The organism is Spartinivicinus marinus, from assembly GCF_026309355.1.
In the GTDB taxonomy this organism is placed as follows: domain Bacteria; phylum Pseudomonadota; class Gammaproteobacteria; order Pseudomonadales; family Zooshikellaceae; genus Spartinivicinus; species Spartinivicinus marinus.
The window spans coordinates 232,028-252,662 of sequence record NZ_JAPJZK010000001.1; the positions used below are offsets into that span (position 1 = coordinate 232,028).

The 20,635-nt window shown below is 43.5% G+C and carries 14 protein-coding genes and 5 tRNA genes; 5 read left to right on the forward strand and 14 right to left on the reverse strand.

Going from position 1 to position 20,635, the window contains the following annotated elements:
• Positions 1-113 precede the first annotated feature (113 nt).
• The 11 genes from OQE68_RS01085 to OQE68_RS01135 form a co-directional block, all read right to left on the reverse strand.
• Complete coding sequence (locus OQE68_RS01085; protein ID WP_180570761.1) at positions 114-2,009, reverse strand: SurA N-terminal domain-containing protein; 1,896 nt, start codon at positions 2,007-2,009, stop codon at positions 114-116.
• A gap of 189 nt (positions 2,010-2,198) precedes the next feature.
• Positions 2,199-2,275, reverse strand: a tRNA-Asp gene (locus OQE68_RS01090).
• A gap of 82 nt (positions 2,276-2,357) precedes the next feature.
• Positions 2,358-2,630: a nucleoid-associated protein HU-beta gene (gene hupB / locus OQE68_RS01095; protein WP_163834458.1), complete on the reverse strand. Its 273-nt coding sequence runs from the start codon at positions 2,628-2,630 to the stop codon at positions 2,358-2,360.
• Between the two features lie 236 nt (positions 2,631-2,866).
• Positions 2,867-5,293, reverse strand: coding sequence for an endopeptidase La (gene lon, locus OQE68_RS01100; RefSeq protein ID WP_180568567.1), 2,427 nt, complete (start codon positions 5,291-5,293; stop codon positions 2,867-2,869).
• A gap of 451 nt (positions 5,294-5,744) precedes the next feature.
• Positions 5,745-7,034, reverse strand: coding sequence for an ATP-dependent Clp protease ATP-binding subunit ClpX (gene clpX / locus OQE68_RS01105; RefSeq protein ID WP_180568566.1), 1,290 nt, complete (start codon positions 7,032-7,034; stop codon positions 5,745-5,747).
• 120 nt (positions 7,035-7,154) lie between these two features.
• The gene (clpP, locus tag OQE68_RS01110) at positions 7,155-7,793 is read right to left on the reverse strand and encodes an ATP-dependent Clp endopeptidase proteolytic subunit ClpP (protein ID WP_180568565.1); all 639 of its coding nucleotides are present in this window, start codon (positions 7,791-7,793) and stop codon (positions 7,155-7,157) included.
• Positions 7,794-7,875: 82 nt separating this feature from the next.
• The gene (gene tig, locus OQE68_RS01115) at positions 7,876-9,240 is read right to left on the reverse strand and encodes a trigger factor (protein ID WP_180568564.1); all 1,365 of its coding nucleotides are present in this window, start codon (positions 9,238-9,240) and stop codon (positions 7,876-7,878) included.
• 152 nt (positions 9,241-9,392) lie between these two features.
• A tRNA-Leu gene (locus OQE68_RS01120) sits at positions 9,393-9,477 on the reverse strand.
• A gap of 24 nt (positions 9,478-9,501) precedes the next feature.
• A tRNA-His gene (locus OQE68_RS01125) sits at positions 9,502-9,577 on the reverse strand.
• A 75-nt stretch (positions 9,578-9,652) separates the two neighbouring features.
• Positions 9,653-9,729, reverse strand: a tRNA-Arg gene (locus tag OQE68_RS01130).
• Between the two features lie 33 nt (positions 9,730-9,762).
• A tRNA-Pro gene (locus OQE68_RS01135) sits at positions 9,763-9,839 on the reverse strand.
• A 296-nt stretch (positions 9,840-10,135) separates the two neighbouring features.
• On the opposite strand from OQE68_RS01135, the gene folD reads away from it, so the two are divergent.
• Entirely contained in the window at positions 10,136-10,993 is an 858-nt protein-coding gene (gene folD, locus OQE68_RS01140; RefSeq protein ID WP_180568563.1) for a bifunctional methylenetetrahydrofolate dehydrogenase/methenyltetrahydrofolate cyclohydrolase FolD, read from the forward strand.
• 87 nt (positions 10,994-11,080) lie between these two features.
• Here folD and cysS read toward each other — a convergent pair whose 3' ends face one another.
• On the reverse strand, positions 11,081-12,463 hold the full coding sequence (gene cysS, locus OQE68_RS01145; RefSeq protein ID WP_219340036.1) for a cysteine--tRNA ligase: 1,383 nt from the start codon (positions 12,461-12,463) through the stop codon (positions 11,081-11,083).
• Positions 12,464-12,490: 27 nt separating this feature from the next.
• Positions 12,491-14,194: a glutamine--tRNA ligase/YqeY domain fusion protein gene (locus OQE68_RS01150; protein WP_180568561.1), complete on the reverse strand. Its 1,704-nt coding sequence runs from the start codon at positions 14,192-14,194 to the stop codon at positions 12,491-12,493.
• Positions 14,195-14,495: 301 nt separating this feature from the next.
• Here OQE68_RS01150 and OQE68_RS01155 point away from each other — a divergent pair, with 301 nt between their 5' ends.
• Positions 14,496-14,993 (forward strand): peptidylprolyl isomerase, encoded by a 498-nt coding sequence (locus OQE68_RS01155; protein WP_180568560.1) that lies wholly within the window; start codon positions 14,496-14,498, stop codon positions 14,991-14,993.
• Positions 14,994-14,995: 2 nt separating this feature from the next.
• Positions 14,996-15,727: a UDP-2,3-diacylglucosamine diphosphatase gene (locus OQE68_RS01160; RefSeq protein ID WP_180568559.1), complete on the forward strand. Its 732-nt coding sequence runs from the start codon at positions 14,996-14,998 to the stop codon at positions 15,725-15,727.
• A gap of 178 nt (positions 15,728-15,905) precedes the next feature.
• On the opposite strand, the gene OQE68_RS01165 is transcribed toward OQE68_RS01160, so the two are convergent.
• Positions 15,906-16,526 carry a MiaE family protein gene (locus tag OQE68_RS01165; RefSeq protein WP_180568558.1) on the reverse strand — a complete coding sequence of 207 codons (621 nt, stop codon included), beginning with the start codon at positions 16,524-16,526 and terminating at the stop codon, positions 15,906-15,908.
• A gap of 178 nt (positions 16,527-16,704) precedes the next feature.
• Between OQE68_RS01165 and OQE68_RS01170 the strand changes: the two genes are divergently transcribed.
• Both OQE68_RS01170 and acnB read left to right on the forward strand, forming a co-directional pair.
• Entirely contained in the window at positions 16,705-17,574 is an 870-nt protein-coding gene (locus tag OQE68_RS01170) for a universal stress protein (RefSeq protein ID WP_180568557.1), read from the forward strand.
• Positions 17,575-18,022: 448 nt separating this feature from the next.
• On the forward strand, positions 18,023-20,608 hold the full coding sequence (acnB, locus tag OQE68_RS01175) for a bifunctional aconitate hydratase 2/2-methylisocitrate dehydratase (RefSeq protein ID WP_180568556.1): 2,586 nt from the start codon (positions 18,023-18,025) through the stop codon (positions 20,606-20,608).
• Positions 20,609-20,635: the final 27 nt, after the last annotated feature.

Consider the following 20,635-nt stretch of genomic DNA (forward strand, 5'->3'; position numbering starts at 1 on the left):
TCTATTTTAAATTCCAGTTTTTCTGGTTGCTTTAAATTAAAAGGCATAAAAAAACCGGATAGCTCATTATCAAGCTGCCCGGTTTTGGTTATTTCCCAATATTACTTTAAAACTTATAAGTTACGCTCTATGTCAGCATTTTCTCTTAAATTTTGCTGCAGTGAGGCTATCATTTGCCTACCTTGCTGACCTGTCAAATAACGAGTGAGAAATTGCTTCTGCTGTCCATCTTCTTTGATTTTTTCAGGTGTTTTCACCGAACTTAAAGCAATAACCGCTACATTACCTCCTAACAATGTGGTCTGACTAAAGCTTTGTTTATCTTCAGCTGGGCGGGGCATTTTAAAACTTTCTTCTACCAGTTGGCGAGGTAAAGTAGCTGCACTTCGTTTAATATTCTCTGCTTTTTTAAGCTCAAGTCCTGCCTCTTTAGCTACTAATTCCAAAGCTTTTCCTTCTTTTAACTTCGCCAATAATTGCTCTGCTTGCGCTTTGATTTGTTCTTCAGCTTGTTTATTAATGATCGCTGTTTTTACTGTCTCAGCGACTTCATCAAGTGGCTTAATTGCAGCAGGCTTACGGTCTTTTAAATGAACAACAACCCACTTACCTTCATCCACCTCAATGGCTTTACTATTTTCTGAATCTTGAATAACTTCATCAGAAAAGGCTTCATTAACTAACACCTTGTTAGCAAATAATCCTTTTCCACCATTGGCATCAAAATAATCAGAGGTTTGCACAGCCAGCTCAAACTCATCTGCCAGCGTTTTTAAAGAATCTGACTCATAGGCTTTTAAACCAAACTCTTCTTTTTTCTCAGCAAAAGCCAGCTCAGCTTTTTCCTGTTTTAATGACTTCACTATTTCATCTTTCTTTTGAGCAAAGCTTGGTACTTCTGCCTTATCAATACCTGTCACCTTGATAATCTGATAACCAAAATCATTTTTAACTGGCTCAGACACCTCTCCCTCTTTAAGGTCAGCCAATGCTAAATCAAATTCCTCACCAAAAAAGCCTTTTTCAACAACACCTAAATCACCGCCTTTTTCTGCAGATACTTTATCACTGGAATAAGCTTTAGCTAGTTTGGCAAAGTCTCCCCCATTAGCTAATTTTTGCTTCACTTCATCAGCAAGCGCTTTAGCTTTTTCTTCTGTTAAATCATCGTTAATCTCAAATAAGATGTGCGCAACTTGGCGGCGCTTTTTAGCTTCTTTTTCTAAGTCAGCAACAAGTGCTTCATAACGTTCTTGCACTTCTTTATCAGAAACCTCTATAGCCTCCAAGTAATTGGCACGGTCTAGTACCACATAGTCAACTTGAATTTGCTCAGGGGTTTTAAAATCATCTTTATTAGCTTCGTAATACGCTTTTATTTCATCTTCGGTTGGTTTAATTGCAGCCTTTATTTTATCCTGCTGCAAAGTAAGATACTGAATACTGCGAGTTTGTTGATCAAGCTTTAGTACTGTATTAATTTCATTATCTAACACAAAATCAGAAGCACTAACACCTATTGTATATTGGTTAACCAATACTTGCTGACGCAAATACTGACGAAATTGTTGAGGAGACAACCCCAACGAGCTGATAGCTAACTGAAATCGGTCTTTGTTGTATTGACCTTCCACCTGGAAGCTAGGATTTTGCAGAATATACTCATTAATGACTTGATCAGTAACATACATGCCTGCGTCTTCAGCCGCCTGAACCAATATTTGTTCATTAATTAATGATTCAATAGCACTTGAACGTAGCTCATCTTCATTAATTAATGAAGGATCAAAATTATCCCCCATTTGTTGTATCAGCTGATTGCGTTGCAGCGTCATTGCTCGTTGTACTTCTTGGGGTGATATATCTTCGCCATTGACAGAAACAACACCATTACTGGTAGCTACTAGACGAATGGACTCAAGCCCAAAAATAGCAAAAGAAAATATAATTAAGATAACAATAACCTTTGTTATCCAGCTTTGTGCATTATCCCTGATACCTTGCAGCATATTAACCTCGCACAACTGGGTGGCCAGTTGTCACTGTTATTTCGTTATGTTCAATGTGCTTTTCTATGTAAGAAACCGGCTTATACAATAGTTAACGACACATAGCCAGACAAATATTTTTATTACTACCCTATAATTCAGGTTTATTACATATAAAAAAGGCGCATCAATTGATGCGCCTTTAGTATTTGGCGGAGCGGACGGGACTCGAACCCGCGACCCCCGGCGTGACAGGCCGGTATTCTAACCAACTGAACTACCGCTCCAAACTCTGGGTAAATGTTATTACTAACAATTAACCCATAAATTACTAAGGGCAGCCAAACTCAACTGCCCTCTTGAAGGCGCTTAGTTTACGGCATCCTTCAATGCTTTACCAGCTTTAAAGCTTGGAATTTTTGCAGCAGGTATTTGAATTGGTTCGCCTGTCTGTGGGTTACGTCCAGTACGTGCTGCACGCTCTTTGACAGAAAAAGTACCAAATCCCACCAAAACAACTTGATCACCACCCTGTAAAGCTTTGGTGACTGAGTCGATCATTGCATCAAGAGCACGACCGGCAGCAGCTTTAGAAATATCAGCAGAAGCTGCAATTGCATCGATTAACTCTGATTTGTTCACTCTATTCCCCTTCTTTTGAGATATTTAGTAAACGCTTAACACAACATTCATTAAACTGTGTTTGGTAAGCGCGCATCAACACAAATCTGTTTGCCAGACCATGCTGCTAATTTACGCAATGTTTAATTTATTTTTTAACGAAGCAGCAAAACTCAACAAGACGCCTGACCCGTGATGCCAAAGCGAGTGGGGATTTATACCAACTCGCTTTCAAGACTGTCAAGGTAAACCCCTAATTAGTGCGTATTAATACGCTCATTAGACTCATTTGTCTGTTGATCTTCAGATGTTTTTACTACTTGTTCAGTCTCAGGTAGAGGCTCTGGCATATATTGCAAAGCAATCCCTAGCACCTCGTCAATCCACTTCACAGGGCGGATTTCCAAGTCTTCCTTAATATTATCAGGAATTTCTTTTAAATCACGCTGATTTTCATCTGGAATTATCACTGTTTTAATTCCACCACGATGCGCGGCCAATAATTTCTCTTTTAAACCACCAATAGGCAACACCTGACCCCGTAGAGTAATCTCACCTGTCATTGCCACTTCTGCTTTCACAGGGATACCTGTCAGCACAGAAACGAGAGCTGTACACATCCCGATGCCTGCACTGGGGCCATCTTTCGGTGTAGCCCCTTCAGGGACATGAATATGAATATCGTTTTTTTCATGAAAATTACTGGGAATACCCAGCACTTGTGAACGACTGCGCACCACTGTCAAAGCAGCCTGAATCGACTCCTGCATCACGTCACCCAGTGAGCCAGTCTTGGTAATACGCCCTTTACCGGGCACAGCAATGGCTTCAATGGTAAGCAATTCACCGCCTACTTGAGTCCAGGCTAGACCTGTCACCTGACCAACCTGGTCTTCTTCTTCAGCTAAACCATACTTGAACTTTCTAACACCGGAGTAAAGCTCAAGTTGCTCTGGCAAGACGACATCTTTAATACCTTCTTGACCCAATGCATGTTCTTTAACTATTTTACGGCAAATTTTCGCAATTTCTCGCTCTAAACCACGCACTCCGGCTTCACGAGTATAGTAACGAATTAAACTACGAACCGTATCTTTTGCAAATTCGACTTCTTTTTCCTTTAAACCGTTAAGCTTTTTCTGCTTGGGTATCAAATACCGCAAAGCAATATTTACTTTTTCATCTTCGGTATAGCCTGGAATACGAATAACCTCCATTCGATCCAATAACGGTCCAGGAATATTCATCGAATTAGAGGTACAGACAAACATAACATCCGACAAGTCGTAGTCTACTTCTAAATAATGATCATTAAAGGTATTATTTTGCTCTGGATCAAGCACTTCTAATAAGGCAGAAGCCGGATCTCCACGCATGTCTGAACCAATTTTATCAATTTCGTCCAGCAGAAATAACGGATTTTTTACGCCCACTTTAGCCATTTTTTGCAACAGTTTGCCTGGCATAGAGCCAATATAAGTACGACGATGACCGCGTATTTCAGCTTCATCACGGACACCACCTAATGCCATCCGCACAAATTTACGGTTAGTTGCCCTAGCAATCGATTCACCTAGCGAGGTTTTACCCACGCCTGGCGGCCCCACTAAACAAAGTACCGGCCCTTTCAGTTTGCGCACTCGTTGCTGAACTGCCAGGTACTCTAAAATCCGCTCTTTAACTTCTTCCAAACCATAATGGTCTGTTTCTAAGATTTTCTCTGCCTGCTTGAGATCATGACGTACTTTACTACGTTTTTTCCAAGGTAAATTCACCATCCAGTCAATATAGCTACGCACCACAGTCGCTTCTGCTGACATAGGCGACATCATCCGCAGCTTATTCAGCTCTGCACCAGCTTTCTCCTTAGCTTCTTTAGTCATTCCAGAAGCATCAATCCTGGCTTGTAGCTCGTCAGTCTCATTGGGTGCTTCATCCATATCGCCCAGCTCTTTTTGAATGGCTTTCATTTGCTCATTCAAATAATACTCGCGCTGGCTCCGCTCCATCTGTTTTTTCACCCGACCTCGAATGCGTTTTTCAACTTGCATCAGGTCAATTTCAGACTCCATGATCCCCATCAAATGCTCAATTCGCTTATGAAGATCACTAATTTCCAAAATCTTTTGCTTCTCATGGACTTTCAGTGCCATGTGGGCAGCAATGGTATCAGTCAGTCGCTCCGCATCATCAATAGAGGATAGAGAAGTCAGCACCTCAGCAGGTACTTTTTTGCTGAGCTGCACATACTGTTCAAACTGAGATATTAATGAGCGGGTCAGTACGTCAGACTCACGCTCCTTTGCCTCAATTGTTTTTAGAGGAGTAACCCAAGCACTATAGTATTCATCCTGATCCCCAGAAAGGCTTTCGATATGGGCCCGATGGCCACCTTCAACCAAAAGCTTAACCGTACCATCAGGCAGCTTGAGCAGCTGTAAAATTGTCGAAACCGTTCCAATATCAAATATATCTGTCTGGTTAGGCTCATCATCTGAAGCATCTTTTTGGGCAACAAGCAGTACTTGCTTATCCTTTTCCATTGCGGCTTCCAATGCTTTGATCGATTTTTCACGACCTACAAACAATGGAATAACCATATGGGGATACACCACAACATCCCTTAAGGGCAATAGCGGTAATTCAAAAACATCAGGTCGATCGGAGATATCATATGTCTCCATAAGTAGCCCCCTAGTAACTACTTTTTGCTGCATACAACCATACAGCGAGTGAATTCATTATGTTAAGCCAGCCTGGTTAACACCTTTGCTAATAACAGACAAGCCTACTTGCAACATACTTTTACCACATAACAGCTGCTGTTTAGGCATTTAGTGCTGTTTACTATGCTCCACTTGATTTAGCCAAGCAGCATTACTCAATAACTGTTTACTTAAAACTAGTCGATCAACGTTCAGCTCTGGATTCGGACTAGCCAGTTATACAACACTATTCTTAAATAAATAACAGGCACCAGGCTATTACCAACAAACCTTGGTTATAACATGGGGACGAAGCAATGAAAAACAAGCTTATCCTTGATCTCACTGCAGCTCTGTACTCATACCGACAAGCAATGCGTTCATCCATAAAAAAATGGGGCCTTAAAGGCCCCATTTAATTATAGTTGATTTAGTCATCCGGCAGCGCTTTTTGCTGCTCACTATTTTCATATATCAGTAGCGGCTCTGAATCCCCTTCTATCACCGATTTATCGATGACCACCTTGCTAACATCTTCCTGAGAAGGAATATCATACATGGTATCTAAAAGCACTGACTCTAAAATTGAACGCAACCCCCGTGCACCGGTTTTTCGCTCCATCGCCTTTTGAGCAATAGCACTCAAAGCTTCTTCTCTAAAGTCAATTTCCACCTCTTCCATTTCAAATAACCTGCCATACTGCTTAACTAGCGAGTTTTTCGGCTCAGTCAATATTTGAATCAAGGCGGGCTCATCAAGCTCATCCAAGGTAGCAATCACTGGCAAACGCCCAACAAACTCAGGAATTAACCCATAACGCACCAAATCTTCTGGCTCAACGTCTTTCAAGGTTTCACCCACTTTTTTGCTGGTGTCCTTACTCTTCACTTCAGCAGAGAAGCCAATACCACCTTTTTCAGAGCGATCACGAATAACCTTATCTAACCCGGCAAACGCACCACCACAGATAAATAAAATATTAGAGGTGTCTACCTGTAGAAACTCTTGCTGAGGATGCTTACGACCGCCTTGAGGTGGCACGGACGCAACAGTTCCTTCAATCAGTTTTAACAGCGCTTGCTGCACCCCTTCTCCGGATACGTCACGGGTAATAGATGGGTTATCAGACTTACGGGAAATCTTGTCAATTTCATCAATGTAAACAATACCCATTTGGGCTTTGTCCACATCATAGTCGCATTTTTGCAGTAACTTCTGAATAATGTTTTCTACATCTTCACCCACATAGCCTGCTTCTGTCAGGGTAGTGGCATCAGCAATAGTAAAAGGCACATTCAACAACCGAGCCAAGGTCTCAGCCAGCAAAGTTTTACCACTGCCTGTTGGGCCAATCAGCAAGATGTTACTTTTGCCTAGCTCTACATCTTCTTTCTCTTTCTTGCCGCCTCGCTGTAAGCGTTTATAGTGGTTATACACGGCAACTGAAAGAATCTTCTTGGCTCTAGACTGGCCTATAACATATTCATCCAGTATTGCATTTATTTCTTTTGGTGTGGGCAATTTGTCGCTAGAACTATCTGGGCTACTCTCCTGCACCTCTTCACGAATAATATCGTTGCACAGATCTACACACTCGTCACAGATAAATACAGAGGGCCCAGCGATAAGCTTCCTAACCTCATGCTGACTTTTGCCGCAAAAAGAACAGTAAAGCAGCTTGCCGCTATCTTCACCTTTGCCATTTTTTTCGTCAGTCATTCTAAATTTCCTACTGAGACAACTATTTCAGCTACATTCAAAGATGTAGCCTTTGCGCCTAGTTTTCAAGTAGAAGCGTGAAAAACAGAAGGTTTTCCCCTCTGCTACCTTAAGCTTAGATTATTCTGGTACAGCACGCTTTTCCAGTACTGCATCAACCAAGCCATACTCAACTGATTGAGAAGCACTCATGAAATTATCACGATCAGTATCTTTCTCAATCACATCAAGTGGCTGGCCAGTATGCTTCGAAAGTACCTGGTTCAGCTTATTCTTTATAGACATGATTTCCTTGGCATGTATTTCAATATCAGAAGCTTGACCTTGGAAACCACCCAACGGCTGGTGAATCATGCATCTTGAGTGAGGTAACGCATAACGCTTACCTGCAGCACCACCTGTTAATAACAGTGCACCCATGCTTGCAGCCTGACCAATACACATGGTGCTGACATCAGGCTTGATAAACTGCATCGTATCGTAAATAGACATCCCTGCTGTAACAGAACCACCAGGTGAGTTGATATAAAGATGAATATCTTTATCAGGGTTTTCAGACTCTAAAAACAGCATTTGAGCCACTACCAAATTGGCCATATGGTCTTCAACCTGGCCTATCAGGAAGATAACCCGTTCTTTTAATAGCCTTGAGTAGATATCATAGGAACGCTCACCACGTGCTGTCTGTTCAACAACAATAGGCACCAGTCCAGAGTTTACAATGGGGTCGGCATATCCACCGGTAATGATTTTAGCCATTTCGTTGCATCACTCCCTATTTGACGGAGCTGAAATAAAATACCGGTCTAGTGGACCGGTACTTCAGGAAGGGTTTACAGGATTAAGCTTCTGCTGCGCCGTCTTCAGTGTTTGCTTCAGACTCTTTTTCAGCCGTATCTTCTTTAGCCTGTGCAGGCTTGATGGCTTCTTCATAGCCACAGCTTACTTCTGTTACTTCTGCTTCTTTGAGAATAGTATCAACCACCTGATCTTCCAAGACCAGTGAGCGAACTTCATTAAGCTGTTGCTCATTATTATAATACCAGTCAACCACTTGCGCTGGCTCTTGATAAGCAGAAGCGACGTCTTCAATTGTTTCTCTTACCTTGTCTTCATCAACTTCAATATTGCTCGCTTTGACTAGCTCACCTACCAGCAAGCCAAGTTTAACGCGCTTTTCTGCTTGCTCTTTAAATAGCTCTGCTGGTAAGTTCTTTGGATCAATTTGCTGGTTACCACCAAACTGCTGAACGGCTTGCTCACGTAACCGATCGATTTCACCATCAACCAGCGCCTTTGGTACATCAACCTGATTCGCTTCAAGCAAAGCATCCATGGCTTGGTTTTTCACTTTAGTCTTGATGGCATGACGAAGCTCTCGCTCCATATTCTTTTGCACTTCCTCACGGAATTTTTCAAGACCACCTTCGGTAACACCAAACTTAGCGAATAACTCATCATTTAATTCAGGCAAGGTAGCTTCAGCTACTTTCTTGGCTGTAATATCAAAGTCAGCAGACTTACCAGCTAATTCTTCTGCTTGATAGTCTTCAGGGAAAGTGACTTGAATGGTTTTTTCTTCACCAGCTTTAATACCTTCAGCTTGTTCTTCGAAGCCTGGGATCATACGACCAGAGCCTAACTCTAACTCATGATTTTCCGCAGAACCGCCTTCGAAAACTTCCCCATCAATTTTACCAACGAAATCAATAGTTACTTGATCGCCATTAGCCGCTTCACGATCAACCTCTTTCCAAACCTTATTCTGCTCACGCAAGTTTTCGAGCATTTTGTCTAAATCGGCTTCTGTTACTTCAGCAACAGGCTTTTCAACTTTAATATCGGCAAGCGAGGCTAGTTCTATGGCAGGATATACTTCAAACGTAGCAACAAATTCAAAGTCTTCACCCGGTTCCATCTTAGTAGGCTCGACAGAAGGCATACCGGCTGGATTAAGTGACTGTTGTTGAATCGCTTCAACAAATGAAGCTTGCATTACATCACCTACAACCTCATGACGAGTCGCTTTACCATAGCGGCGCTTAACTACACTTAAAGGGACTTTGCCAGGACGAAAGCCGTCAATGCGTACCCGCTTGGCAGTCTCTTTAAGCCGCTCCATAACTTTGCTTTCTACCTGCTCCGCAGGTACAACAATAGTCATGCGACGCTCTAAGCCAGAAGTTGTTTCAAGTGAGACTTGCATGATTGTTCCTCGTTAAACCTAAAAACTGTTAGAAGGGCGTAATAAAACAAATTCTCACTCGACTATCAATGGGATAGTCCTATTCCCCTCTAAAATTTCGCCTGTTAACACAAAAATGGGGATAAGCACGCTTATCCCCATTTCAAATTAATTGGTGCGGAAGGAGAGACTCGAACTCTCACGCCTCGCGGCACTGGAACCTAAATCCAGCGTGTCTACCAATTTCACCACTTCCGCTAAAACTTAACAAATTTTCAAATTTGGGGTGGACGATGGGATTCGAACCCACGACCGCAGGAGTCACAATCCTGAGCTCTACCAACTGAGCTACGCCCACCACTGCACTCGTACAAATCTTACTGCATACTTACTTAGTCTGCATAGCTTTTCAACTATGACTTCACTCGTCTTATGGCGCGCCCGGCAGGACTCGAACCTGCGACCATCCGCTTAGAAGGCGGATGCTCTATCCAGCTGAGCTACGGGCGCCTAACTTACCAGGCTATAGTCTAGAGATCAAGCTGGTCGGGGTAGAGAGATTCGAACTCCCGACATCCTGCTCCCAAAGCAGGCGCGCTACCAGACTGCGCTATACCCCGCTTGACTCAAGCCACTTCGAAACGCTAGCTTCTTGGTGAAGCCCGTGCTGCCCGACGAGTGGTGCGCATATTACTGAGACTCCCTGCCGTCGTCAATGCCTGTTTTGCTTTTTTAGTAAAAAAATCCGTTTATGATCAGTACTTAAGCAGCTTTTCATCAATTAAGCACTTACCCAACAAATATTGACTACTCATTTTATTTTAGCTAAGCCAACCCTTACTTTGCCTCCTTGCCGATTCATGCCACAATTATACCTTTATCACGCTTTCTAAATTGGTAATCTAGAAACCCTCCTATGACCGCACAAATCATTGATGGCCGCGCCATTGCCGCAGATGTTATTAATAAAGTTGCAGCGGGCGTTGCAGCTCGCACTTCTAAAGGAATTCGTCCCCCTGGGCTAGCTGTAATCCTGGTCGGCGATGACCCTGCCTCAACTGTCTATGTTGGCAACAAAAAGAAAGCTTGCGAAAAAGCGGGCATTATTTCCAAGTCATTTAATTTGCCCAACTCAACCACTGAACAGGACCTCATTGGCGTAATTGACCAACTCAATGAAGACCAGACAGTGGATGGCATATTAGTTCAACTCCCCTTACCTGCCCATATTCAGCCTGAGAAAATCCTAGAGCGGATTCTCCCTGATAAAGATGTTGATGGCTTCCATCCTTACAATATGGGTCGTCTAGCAACTCGAATGCCTCTACTTAGACCTTGCACCCCCAAAGGGATTATGACTTTATTGGAAACAACAGGTGTAGACTTGCATGGTATGCATGCAGTCATTGTTGGCGCCTCCAATATTGTTGGCCGCCCCATGAGCTTAGAGCTTTTATTAGCTGGCAGCACTGTCACCACTTGCCATCGTTTTACTAAAGACTTAGCAGGTGAAGTCTGTCGTGGTGATATTGTGGTGGTAGGCGTTGGAAAACCAGGACTTGTTAAAGGCGAATGGATTAAACCTGGCGCCATTGTTATCGATGTAGGGATTAACCGCCTGGATGATGGAAGCTTAGTGGGTGATGTAGAATTTACTGTAGCCAAACAGCGAGCAGGTTGGATTACTCCTGTACCTGGCGGTGTTGGGCAGATGACAGTCGCCACCCTGATTGAAAACACCTACTATGCGGCAACTGAATTACATAACTATTAATACCTAACTGTCAACTTACCCAATGCAGATACAACAAAGGCCGTATAATATGGCCTTTGTTGGTTTCGTAGAAAACCCTACCAGTATTTACCGATCAAGTTTCCAGGTTGTTCCTTCACGGCTATCTTCCAGTACCACTCCCATGGCCTGTAACTCATCACGGACACGGTCCGCCTCAGCCCAATTCTTTTCAGCCCGTGCTTGATTACGACAAGCAATCAACTGCTCAATTTGCTCAGCATCAACCGCTTGCTCTCCACCACCTTTAAAGAAAGTTTCAGGTTCTTGCTGGAGAATACCTAGCACATCCCCTAACTGTTTCAGCTCACCCGCCAAAACAGTAGCTTGCTCAAGCTGATTAACCTTACGCATTCGATTAACTTCACGAGCTAAGTCATACATAACCGCTAACGCTTCTGGCGTATTAAAGTCATCATCCATGACCTGGTTAAAGCGCTCAGTAAACTGACTGGTAACCACCTCAGGCGACAGATCTAGTCCACGTAATGCCGTATAAAGGCGTTCCAGCCCACTAAACGCTTCATCAATACTGGTTTCGGTATAATTCATTGGGCTACGGTAATGACTAGCCAATAAATAAAACCGCACCAATTCAGCAGGATGCTTCGCCAAAATATCACGAATTGTAAAAAAGTTACCCAGTGACTTGGACATTTTTTCATCGTTTAGGCGCAAAGGGCCAGCATGCATCCAGGTATTAGCGTATTTTTCACCAGTTGCCGCTTCCGATTGAGCAATTTCATTTTCATGATGAGGAAACTTAAGGTCTGGCCCGCCACCATGAATATCAAAGGTATTACCCAAGCAGCAGGTAGACATTGCTGAACACTCAATATGCCAGCCTGGCCGGCCTTTGCCCCAAGGCGAATCCCACGCAGGCTCGCCAGGCTTAGCTGCTTTCCACAACGCAAAATCCAGTGGATTTCGTTTTGCTTCCCCCACGTCAACCCGAGCACCCGAGCGTAGCTCATCCAGCACCTTGCCAGAAAGCCGACCATAGCTGTCGAACTTTTCTACCACATAATAAACATCGCCATTGTCAGCCGGATATGCCATGCCGTTATTGATTAGAGTTTCCACCATGGCAATGATTTGATCAATATACTCAGTGGCTTTGGGTTCAAGACTCGGCTTCTGAATACCCAGCGCAGCAAAATCCTCATCCATCGCGCCAACAAAGCGATCAACCAGCAACTGCCAGTCTTCATTATTTTCCTGGGCACGGCGAATAATTTTGTCGTCAATATCCGTGATATTACGGATATAGTTAATGTCGTAACCTTTTGCTCGCAAATAACGAGCAATAACATCAAAAGCAACGAACACCCGACCATGTCCAAGGTGACAGTAATCGTATACTGTCATCCCACACACATACATGGATATTTTTCCAGGTACCAATGGCTGAAAAGTTTCTTTTTTTCGGGTAAGAGAGTTATAAATTTGCAACACGCTAATTTATCCTTCTTTTAGCTTTTAGCTTTCACTGCTTTTTTCAATCTTGGCCCAGGAGTCACGCAACGTGACTGTCCGGTTAAATACGCGCTGTCCAGACTTAGCGGCTTTACTATCCAAACAGAAGTAACCTTCACGCTCAAACTGATAGGCCTGCTGCGGTGAGGCAGTAGCCAAGCCTGGCTCCAAACGACAGTTTTCTAATACGGTCAATGACTCAGGGTTAAGGAAGTCTTTAAAATCTGCTTCTTTATGGCCATCAGGGTTTGGATCATTAAATAACCTATCATACAGGCGCACTTCAGCAGGAATTGAGTGCTCAACCGTTACCCAGTGAATCACCCCCTTCACTTTACGCCCTTCTGGATCTTTGCCTAATGTTTCAGCATCATAGCTACAACGCAGCTCAACTATATCCCCTGCCTCATCTTTAATGACCTCATCACATCGAACCACATAAGCATTACGCAACCGCACCTCTTTACCTAGTACCAGGCGCTTAAACTTCTTGTTTGCTTGCTCTTTAAAGTCTTCTTGATCAATATAAATTTCTCTGGCAAATGGCAATTCACGAGTACCCCGACTCTCATCTTGAGGGTGTACTGGTGCTTTCAGCATTTCTACCTGACCTTCTGGGTAATTTTCAATCACCACTTTTAAGGGTCTTAATACTGCCATTGCCCGAGGCGCATGTTGGTTTAGATCATCTCTTAAGGCATGCTCCAGCATGGCAACATCAACCACCCCATCGCTTCTAGTGACACCAATCGCATCACAAAAGTTACGCACCGCTGTTGGCGTGTAACCTCGTCTCCGCATGCCAGCAATAGTTGGCATTCTGGGGTCATCCCAGCCATCAACAATTTGCTCATCTACTAGCTGCTTTAACTTACGTTTACTGGTGACGGTGTAATTCAAATTCAGCCGAGCAAACTCGATTTGCTGAGGATGGCATGGCACATCCAAATAATCCAAAAACCAATCATAAAGTGGCCGGTGATCTTCAAACTCTAAAGTACAAATCGAATGAGTAATGCCTTCAATTGCATCAGAAATACCATGAGCAAAATCGTACATGGGATAAATACACCACTTATCGCCTGTTTGATGGTGCTCAACTTTACGAATACGATAAATAATGGGGTCTCGCAAATTCATATTTGGCGAGGCCATATCAATTTTTGCTCGAAGCACATGAGCGCCTTCATCAAACTCGCCCTGTTTCATTTGCTCAAACAACGCCAAGTTTTCTTCAATTGAACGCTCACGGTATGGGCTGTTTCTGCCTGGTTCAGTCAGGGTACCGCGATACGCTCTTGCATCGTCAGCTGACAGACTACAAACATAGGCCTTGCCTGCTTTAATCAGGTCAATTGCATACTGATAAAACTGATCAAAATAGCTGGAAGCAAAACGAGCCTCTCCCTGCCATTGGAATCCTAACCACTCAACATCTTGCTTGATGGACTCAATATACTCCTGCTCTTCTTTCTCAGGATTAGTGTCATCAAAACGCAGATTACAAGCACCGCCGTTGCGCTCAGCCAAACCGAAGTTAAGACAGATAGACTTCGCATGACCGATATGCAAGTAGCCATTTGGTTCTGGTGGAAAGCGTGTCTGAACCTGGCCATCATTTTTATTAGCCGCCAGATCACGGTCCACTATTTGTTGAATAAAGTTAGTTGGTTTCACCACATTATTTTCAGTGTCGTTTGTAGCCATAATAATTAAAAGCTTCACCTCACGGGGCTAGCATTCGCCCGTAAATTTTGATTGATTGCTTTTCGCCACACATAGCACACTTATCGTTTGGATAAAATGTTCCGTAGCATAAGCAAAACGGTTATTATAACCGCCAATGAATCCAGATAAGAAGCAATCTTTAGGCTTTACCTAAAAATTGCTTTATTATTTATTAAATATTGAGCAGTTGTAATTACAGCTTTTTTCAACATGAGCTGGCTAATAGATTGACTGATCAACTTGCAGCTCTTCATCCATTTAACCTGTTTAAGGCACTACCATGATCGTTCTTCACACCAACCTTGGTGACATTAAGCTAGAACTTAACCACGAAAAAGCGCCAAAAACCGCGGCTAACTTTGAAGAATACGTAAAAAGTGGTCACTATAACGGTACTATTTTCCATCGCGTCATTAAAGATTTCATGATTCAAGGTGGTGGTTTTGAACCTGGCATGAATCAAAAAGAAACTCGCGACACTATTGAAAATGAAGCCGACAACGGCCTTGCGAATAAAAAAGGCTCTATCGCAATGGCTAGAACTAATGACCCTCACTCAGCCTCCGCTCAATTTTTCATTAACACCGTTGATAACGACTTTCTTAACTTCCGCTCTAAATCACCAGATGGATGGGGATATGCTGTATTTGGAGAGGTGGTTGACGGTATGGATGTTGTGGAAAAAATTCGTGCAGTTGCCACAGGTTCTGCTGGATTTCACCAAGACGTCCCCAAAGAAGATGTGATTATTGAGTCCGCTGAAATCGTTGCAGAGTAACAATGTCAACGCTGTTTATTTCTGACTTACACTTACAAGCAGAGCGCCCGGAAATTGTTCGGGCGTTTTTGCAATTTCTTGCCCAGCAAACTCAAGGCATTGATAGCCTCTATATTTTAGGGGACTTTTTTGAAGTATGGCTGGGTGATGATGCCGTTCAGCCAGCTCATCAGCCTATCTTGGCTAGCCTGAAAAATCTAAGCGAGCAGTTGCCTATTTACTTTATGCACGGCAATCGTGATTTTTTAATCGGCGAGCAGTTTTGTCAATTAACGGGTTGTCAGCTACTTAACGACCCAACTGTCGTCGACTTATATGGCCAACAAGTCTTATTGATGCACGGCGATAGTCTCTGTACAAAAGATGCTGAATACATGGCCTTTCGCCAACAGTTTCGTCATCCAGAGATGATCAAGAAACTGCTTGCCATGTCAATTCCAGAACGCATTGCACTTGGCCAGCAGCTTCGTCAACAAAGCCAAACAGCCGGGCAGCAAAAATCGCTGGAGATAATGGATGTAACGCCAGAAGAAGTACTTCAGGTGATGGCTGATCACCAAGTGGAGATCATGATTCATGGCCATACTCATCGTCCGAATATTCATGATTTAACTGGGCTAAATGGAAAACCTGGCAAACGGATAGTACTGGGTGACTGGGATAACAATGGCTGGGTATTGCGTTGGCAGCTGGATGGTCAATATCAGCTGGATTCTTTTCCTATCAATCTATAACTTTCCTATCAACCCATAGTAGGTATCGCAAAAATACTTCTAGCTAAGTTCCTTCTTCCCCTCCAGGTTGTCGCAAAAGGGGGCAGAAAGTAAATTTAGTGTCCGATATGGAATAACAGGCTATTCTTCCGCCACTCTTGAAGGGCCTTCCCTGGCCCATCAACCAATAAATAGCTTTTTATGACTCAGCGGTAACAGCTTCTAGCGGCCCACTGTGAAAACGAAATTCGTCGTCTAAAGCCAACACCAGTGCCTGCTCTTTTTCCGCAAATAAAGCCACTCGCTCATCAATCGGCTCACCAGCTGCTTCAATTGCCAGGGTTAAATAGTCTTGGAAATGCCGTGACTCTGACTTAAGTAATGAGAGATAAAACTTAGTCAGCTCTTCATCAAGATAAGGGGCAAGTTTTTCAAACCGCTCACAAGAACGCGCCTCAATAAACGCGCCCACAATAAGTGTATCAACCAGTCTGGCTGGCTCATGGGTTCTTACCAGCTTGCGCAACTCTCCTGCATAGCGGGAAGGGCTGAGGTGGGAGTACTCTATACCCCGCTTCACCATAATAGCCAGCACCTGCTCAAAGTGCCGTAACTCTTCTCTGGCTAACCGAGACATTTTATTTAACAAATCAACTTTATCCACATAGCGAAACATCAAGTTTAATGCCGTAGCGGCTGCTTTTTTCTCGCAATGGGCATGATCAATCAGCAAAACCTCAGGATGCTGTAACGCAGCAGACACCCAGCTAGCTGGGGTTTCACACAACAAAAAGTCTTTTAGCTCAGGTAACTGTTTCATAACAAACGCGGTAGTAAAAAGCCATGCATTATACGGATGCGTTTACACTTACAACAGCCCTAACCTAACTTGTTTTGCAAATGAGCTTGATACAAGTCAAACAGACGTTTAAATTAAGCCTTATTATCATAACCTGACTTGCATTTTTGTGTATTTAAAAATTCGCTAAGGAGCTCTTATGGAAGCGCTTAAACGAATACTGGTTGTTGTCAATCCAGAAGCAACAGGCTCTTTCGCGTTAAAAAGGGCAAAGTTAATTGCCCAAGCTACAGGCGCCACAATTCATTTACTGGCTTGCAATAAGCGACCAAATAATCAGTGGGAGGACTGGCTTAATGCCCAGGCCAGCACACTCCATCAGGAGGGTCTAAATGCCATACCTCACCAGGCCTGGCATGAGTCTTTTCACGAAACTGTTATTCACTTTCAGCAAGCCGAACGTTGTCAGTTAATCATTAAAGAAGCGATTCAAGAAAATGAAGTTAAACGGTTAATTAACATACCTGTAGATTGGAAGGTGCTTCGCTATACGACAGTACCGGTGCTTATTGTTAAGCAAACCAGCAGCTGGTGCAAACAGCCTATCGTTGCAGCCATTGATGCTTATCCGCAGGATGACAACCACCAAATATTAAATGATGTGATTGTTAATTATGCACAAGCAATCACCGAGTTTTCTGAAAGCGATTGCCATATTATCACTGCTTATCCCCCTCCAATGCTTTCATCACCTGATCCAGTCTTCCAGAATGCAGCTTTACTAGAAGACAAGTACCGTCAAGCATGCCAAAAATATCTGGACATGTTTTCAATGTCTCCACAACAACTCCACATTGGAGAAGGCCCTGCTACCAGTCTAATTCCAACTCTGGTCAAAAAGTTAAATGCACCACTCATTGTATTGGGTACTGTTGCCCGCAAAGGACTCAGTGGAGCAGTAATAGGTAATACCGCTGAATACCTGCTTGATGAGCTGGACTGTGACATTCTCACCTTAAGACCCAATCAATTTATGGATAGTTTGGAGTCTATATTGGAAAATAAGTAACTAAACCAGGAACAAAAAGTTAGCAACAGCTGTCACTGAAGCGTTGACTAATCCACTATTTTTTTAGTGAATAACGATTATGGCAACGCCAGTCTTATGATTACCTTAACTTTTTTACAGCCTATGCGTTATACTCCTGGCGCAAAACAGGTTCGTTAAGGGGCTCTGCATAAGGTATAGATGATTTTGCACAAACCTACTTTGGTTAGATCATCGCCAGAGGAGTCAACTGCACATACAACACACACTAATTCTAGTCTTATCAGCGTAGTGTATACTCATTAGTAGTAATGGGTTGCAAGTGCCTTACAATCAACAGGCAACAATTTGAACTTTATTTAGCAACCTCATTACTTACACCTCTTAACCACATAGCCTCTATAACAACCGTGACCAATGATCTGCCAGTCAATAATAACAGGCAGGCCTAACTGATGAGGGTATTACAGTGCTCGAAGCCTATCGCAACCATGTAGAAGAACGCGCCGCACAAGGTATTGTGCCGAAACCTCTCAATGCCGAACAAGTTTCCAGTTTAATTGAACTACTAAAAAGCCCGCCTGCGGGTGAAGCAGATTTTCTACTCGACTTAATTACTAACCGAGTACCTGCGGGAGTAGACGAAGCTGCTTATGTAAAGGCAGGCTTTCTTTCCGCCGTTGCTAAAGGAGAAGTCAACTCTCCCTTAATCAACCCAGCCCATGCAACTAAACTGTTAGGCACCATGCTGGGTGGCTACAACATTGCCACGCTGGTTGAACTATTAGAGCACGACAGTTTAGGAGTGCTTGCTGCTGAACAACTGTCGCATACCTTATTAATGTTTGATGCTTTTCATGATGTGGCTGATAAATGTAAGGCAGGTAATGCCAATGCTCAAAAAGTCATGCAAGCTTGGGCCGATGCTGAGTGGTTTCTAAAAAAACCTTCTGTACCAGAAAAAATTACTTTAACCGTATTTAAAGTACCAGGGGAAACCAACACTGACGATTTATCCCCAGCGCCAGATGCCTGGTCGCGCCCTGATATTCCATTACATGCCTTGGCTATGCTAAAAAACCCACGACCAGGGTTAGAAGGTAATCCACTGGAAGTGATCGAGCAATTAAAAGAAAAAGGCCACCCTGTGGCTTATGTAGGCGATGTTGTTGGTACTGGCTCATCTAGAAAGTCAGCAACCAACTCCGTGCTCTGGTATATGGGTGACGATATTCCTTATATTCCAAATAAGCGCGATGGCGGTTTTGTATTAGGTGGCAAAATTGCACCTATTTTCTTTAACACCATGGAAGATGCTGGTGCTCTACCTATTGAGTGCGATGTTAACAGCCTGAATATGGGAGATGTGATTGACATCTATCCTTACTCAGGAAAAGTGCAAAAGCACAATAGTGACGAGGTTATCTGCGAGTTCACCTTAAAAACTGATGTCATTTTAGACGAAGTACGCGCTGGTGGCCGTATTCCACTAATTATTGGCCGAGGCTTAACGGATAGGGCTCGTGAATTTTTAAACCTTGAGCCATCTGAGGTATTTAAGCGTCCAGCCGATGCAGCTGACACAGGCAAAGGCTACACCCTAGCACAAAAAATGGTCGGCCGTGCTTGCGGGGTAGCAGGGGTAAGACCTGGTCAATACTGCGAGCCAAAAATGACTACCGTGGGTTCACAAGACACCACTGGACCAATGACCCGTGATGAACTGAAAGACTTAGCTTGCTTAGGTTTTTCTGCTGATTTAGTGATGCAGTCCTTCTGCCACACAGCAGCGTATCCAAAACCAGTGGATATCGATACCCAACACACCCTGCCTGACTTTATTAAAAACCGGGGTGGTGTTTCTTTGCGCCCAGGTGATGGCATTATTCATTCCTGGCTAAACCGCATGTTAATGCCCGATACCGTAGGTACTGGCGGCGACTCACATACCCGTTTCCCAATTGGTATTTCCTTCCCAGCAGGTTCTGGCTTAGTCGCTTTTGCTGCTGCCACGGGAGTAATGCCACTGGACATGCCTGAATCTGTATTGGTTCGGTTTAAAGGTGAAATGCAGCCAGGGGTCACCTTACGTGACTTGGTGAATGCAATTCCCTACTACGCAATTAAGCAAGGTTTGCTAACGGTAGAGAAAAAAGGCAAGAAAAATATTTTCTCTGGTCGTATTTTAGAAATTGAAGGCTTACCTGACCTGAAAGTAGAGCAGGCTTTTGAGTTATCTGATGCTTCTGCTGAGCGTTCTGCTGCAGGCTGTACGATTAAGCTTGATCAAGCACCTATTATTGAATACCTCACATCTAATATCACTTTATTGCGTTGGATGATTGCAGAAGGCTATGGCGATGCAAGAACCTTGGAACGCCGTGCTCAAGCCATGGAAGCCTGGCTGGCTAACCCTGAGTTAATGGAAGCGGATGGAGATGCAGAATATGCCGCTGTTATTGATATTAACCTGGCTGAGGTAAAAGAGCCTATTTTAGCCTGCCCAAATGATCCAGACGATGTTAAACCATTATCAGAAGTGGCTGGCGATAAAATCGACGAAGTATTTATTGGCTCCTGTATGACGAATATTGGTCATTACCGAGCTGCAGGGAAATTACTGGATCAAATGAAAGGCCAAATGGCCACTCGGTTGTGGATTGCACCACCAACCAAAATGGATGAACACCAGCTAATGGAAGAAGGTTATTACAATATTTATGGCCGTGCCGGTGCTCGAACGGAAATGCCAGGCTGCTCTTTATGCATGGGTAATCAGGCACGAGTTGCTCCTGGAGCCACCGTGGTGTCAACCTCCACTCGAAATTTTCCAAATAGACTAGGTGATGGCGCCAACGTGTATCTGGCTTCTGCAGAATTAGCCGCTATTGCATCCGTTTTGGGCAAGTTACCGACCGTTGAAGAGTACATGGATTATGCGAAAAATATTGATAGCATGGCTAAAGATATCTATCGCTATATGAACTTCAATGAGATAGAGTCGTTCCAGCAAGCCGCTAATCAAATTATTGCAACGGATAAAGCAACCGCCTAATTATTCGCAACCAAATAAAAAAACCGG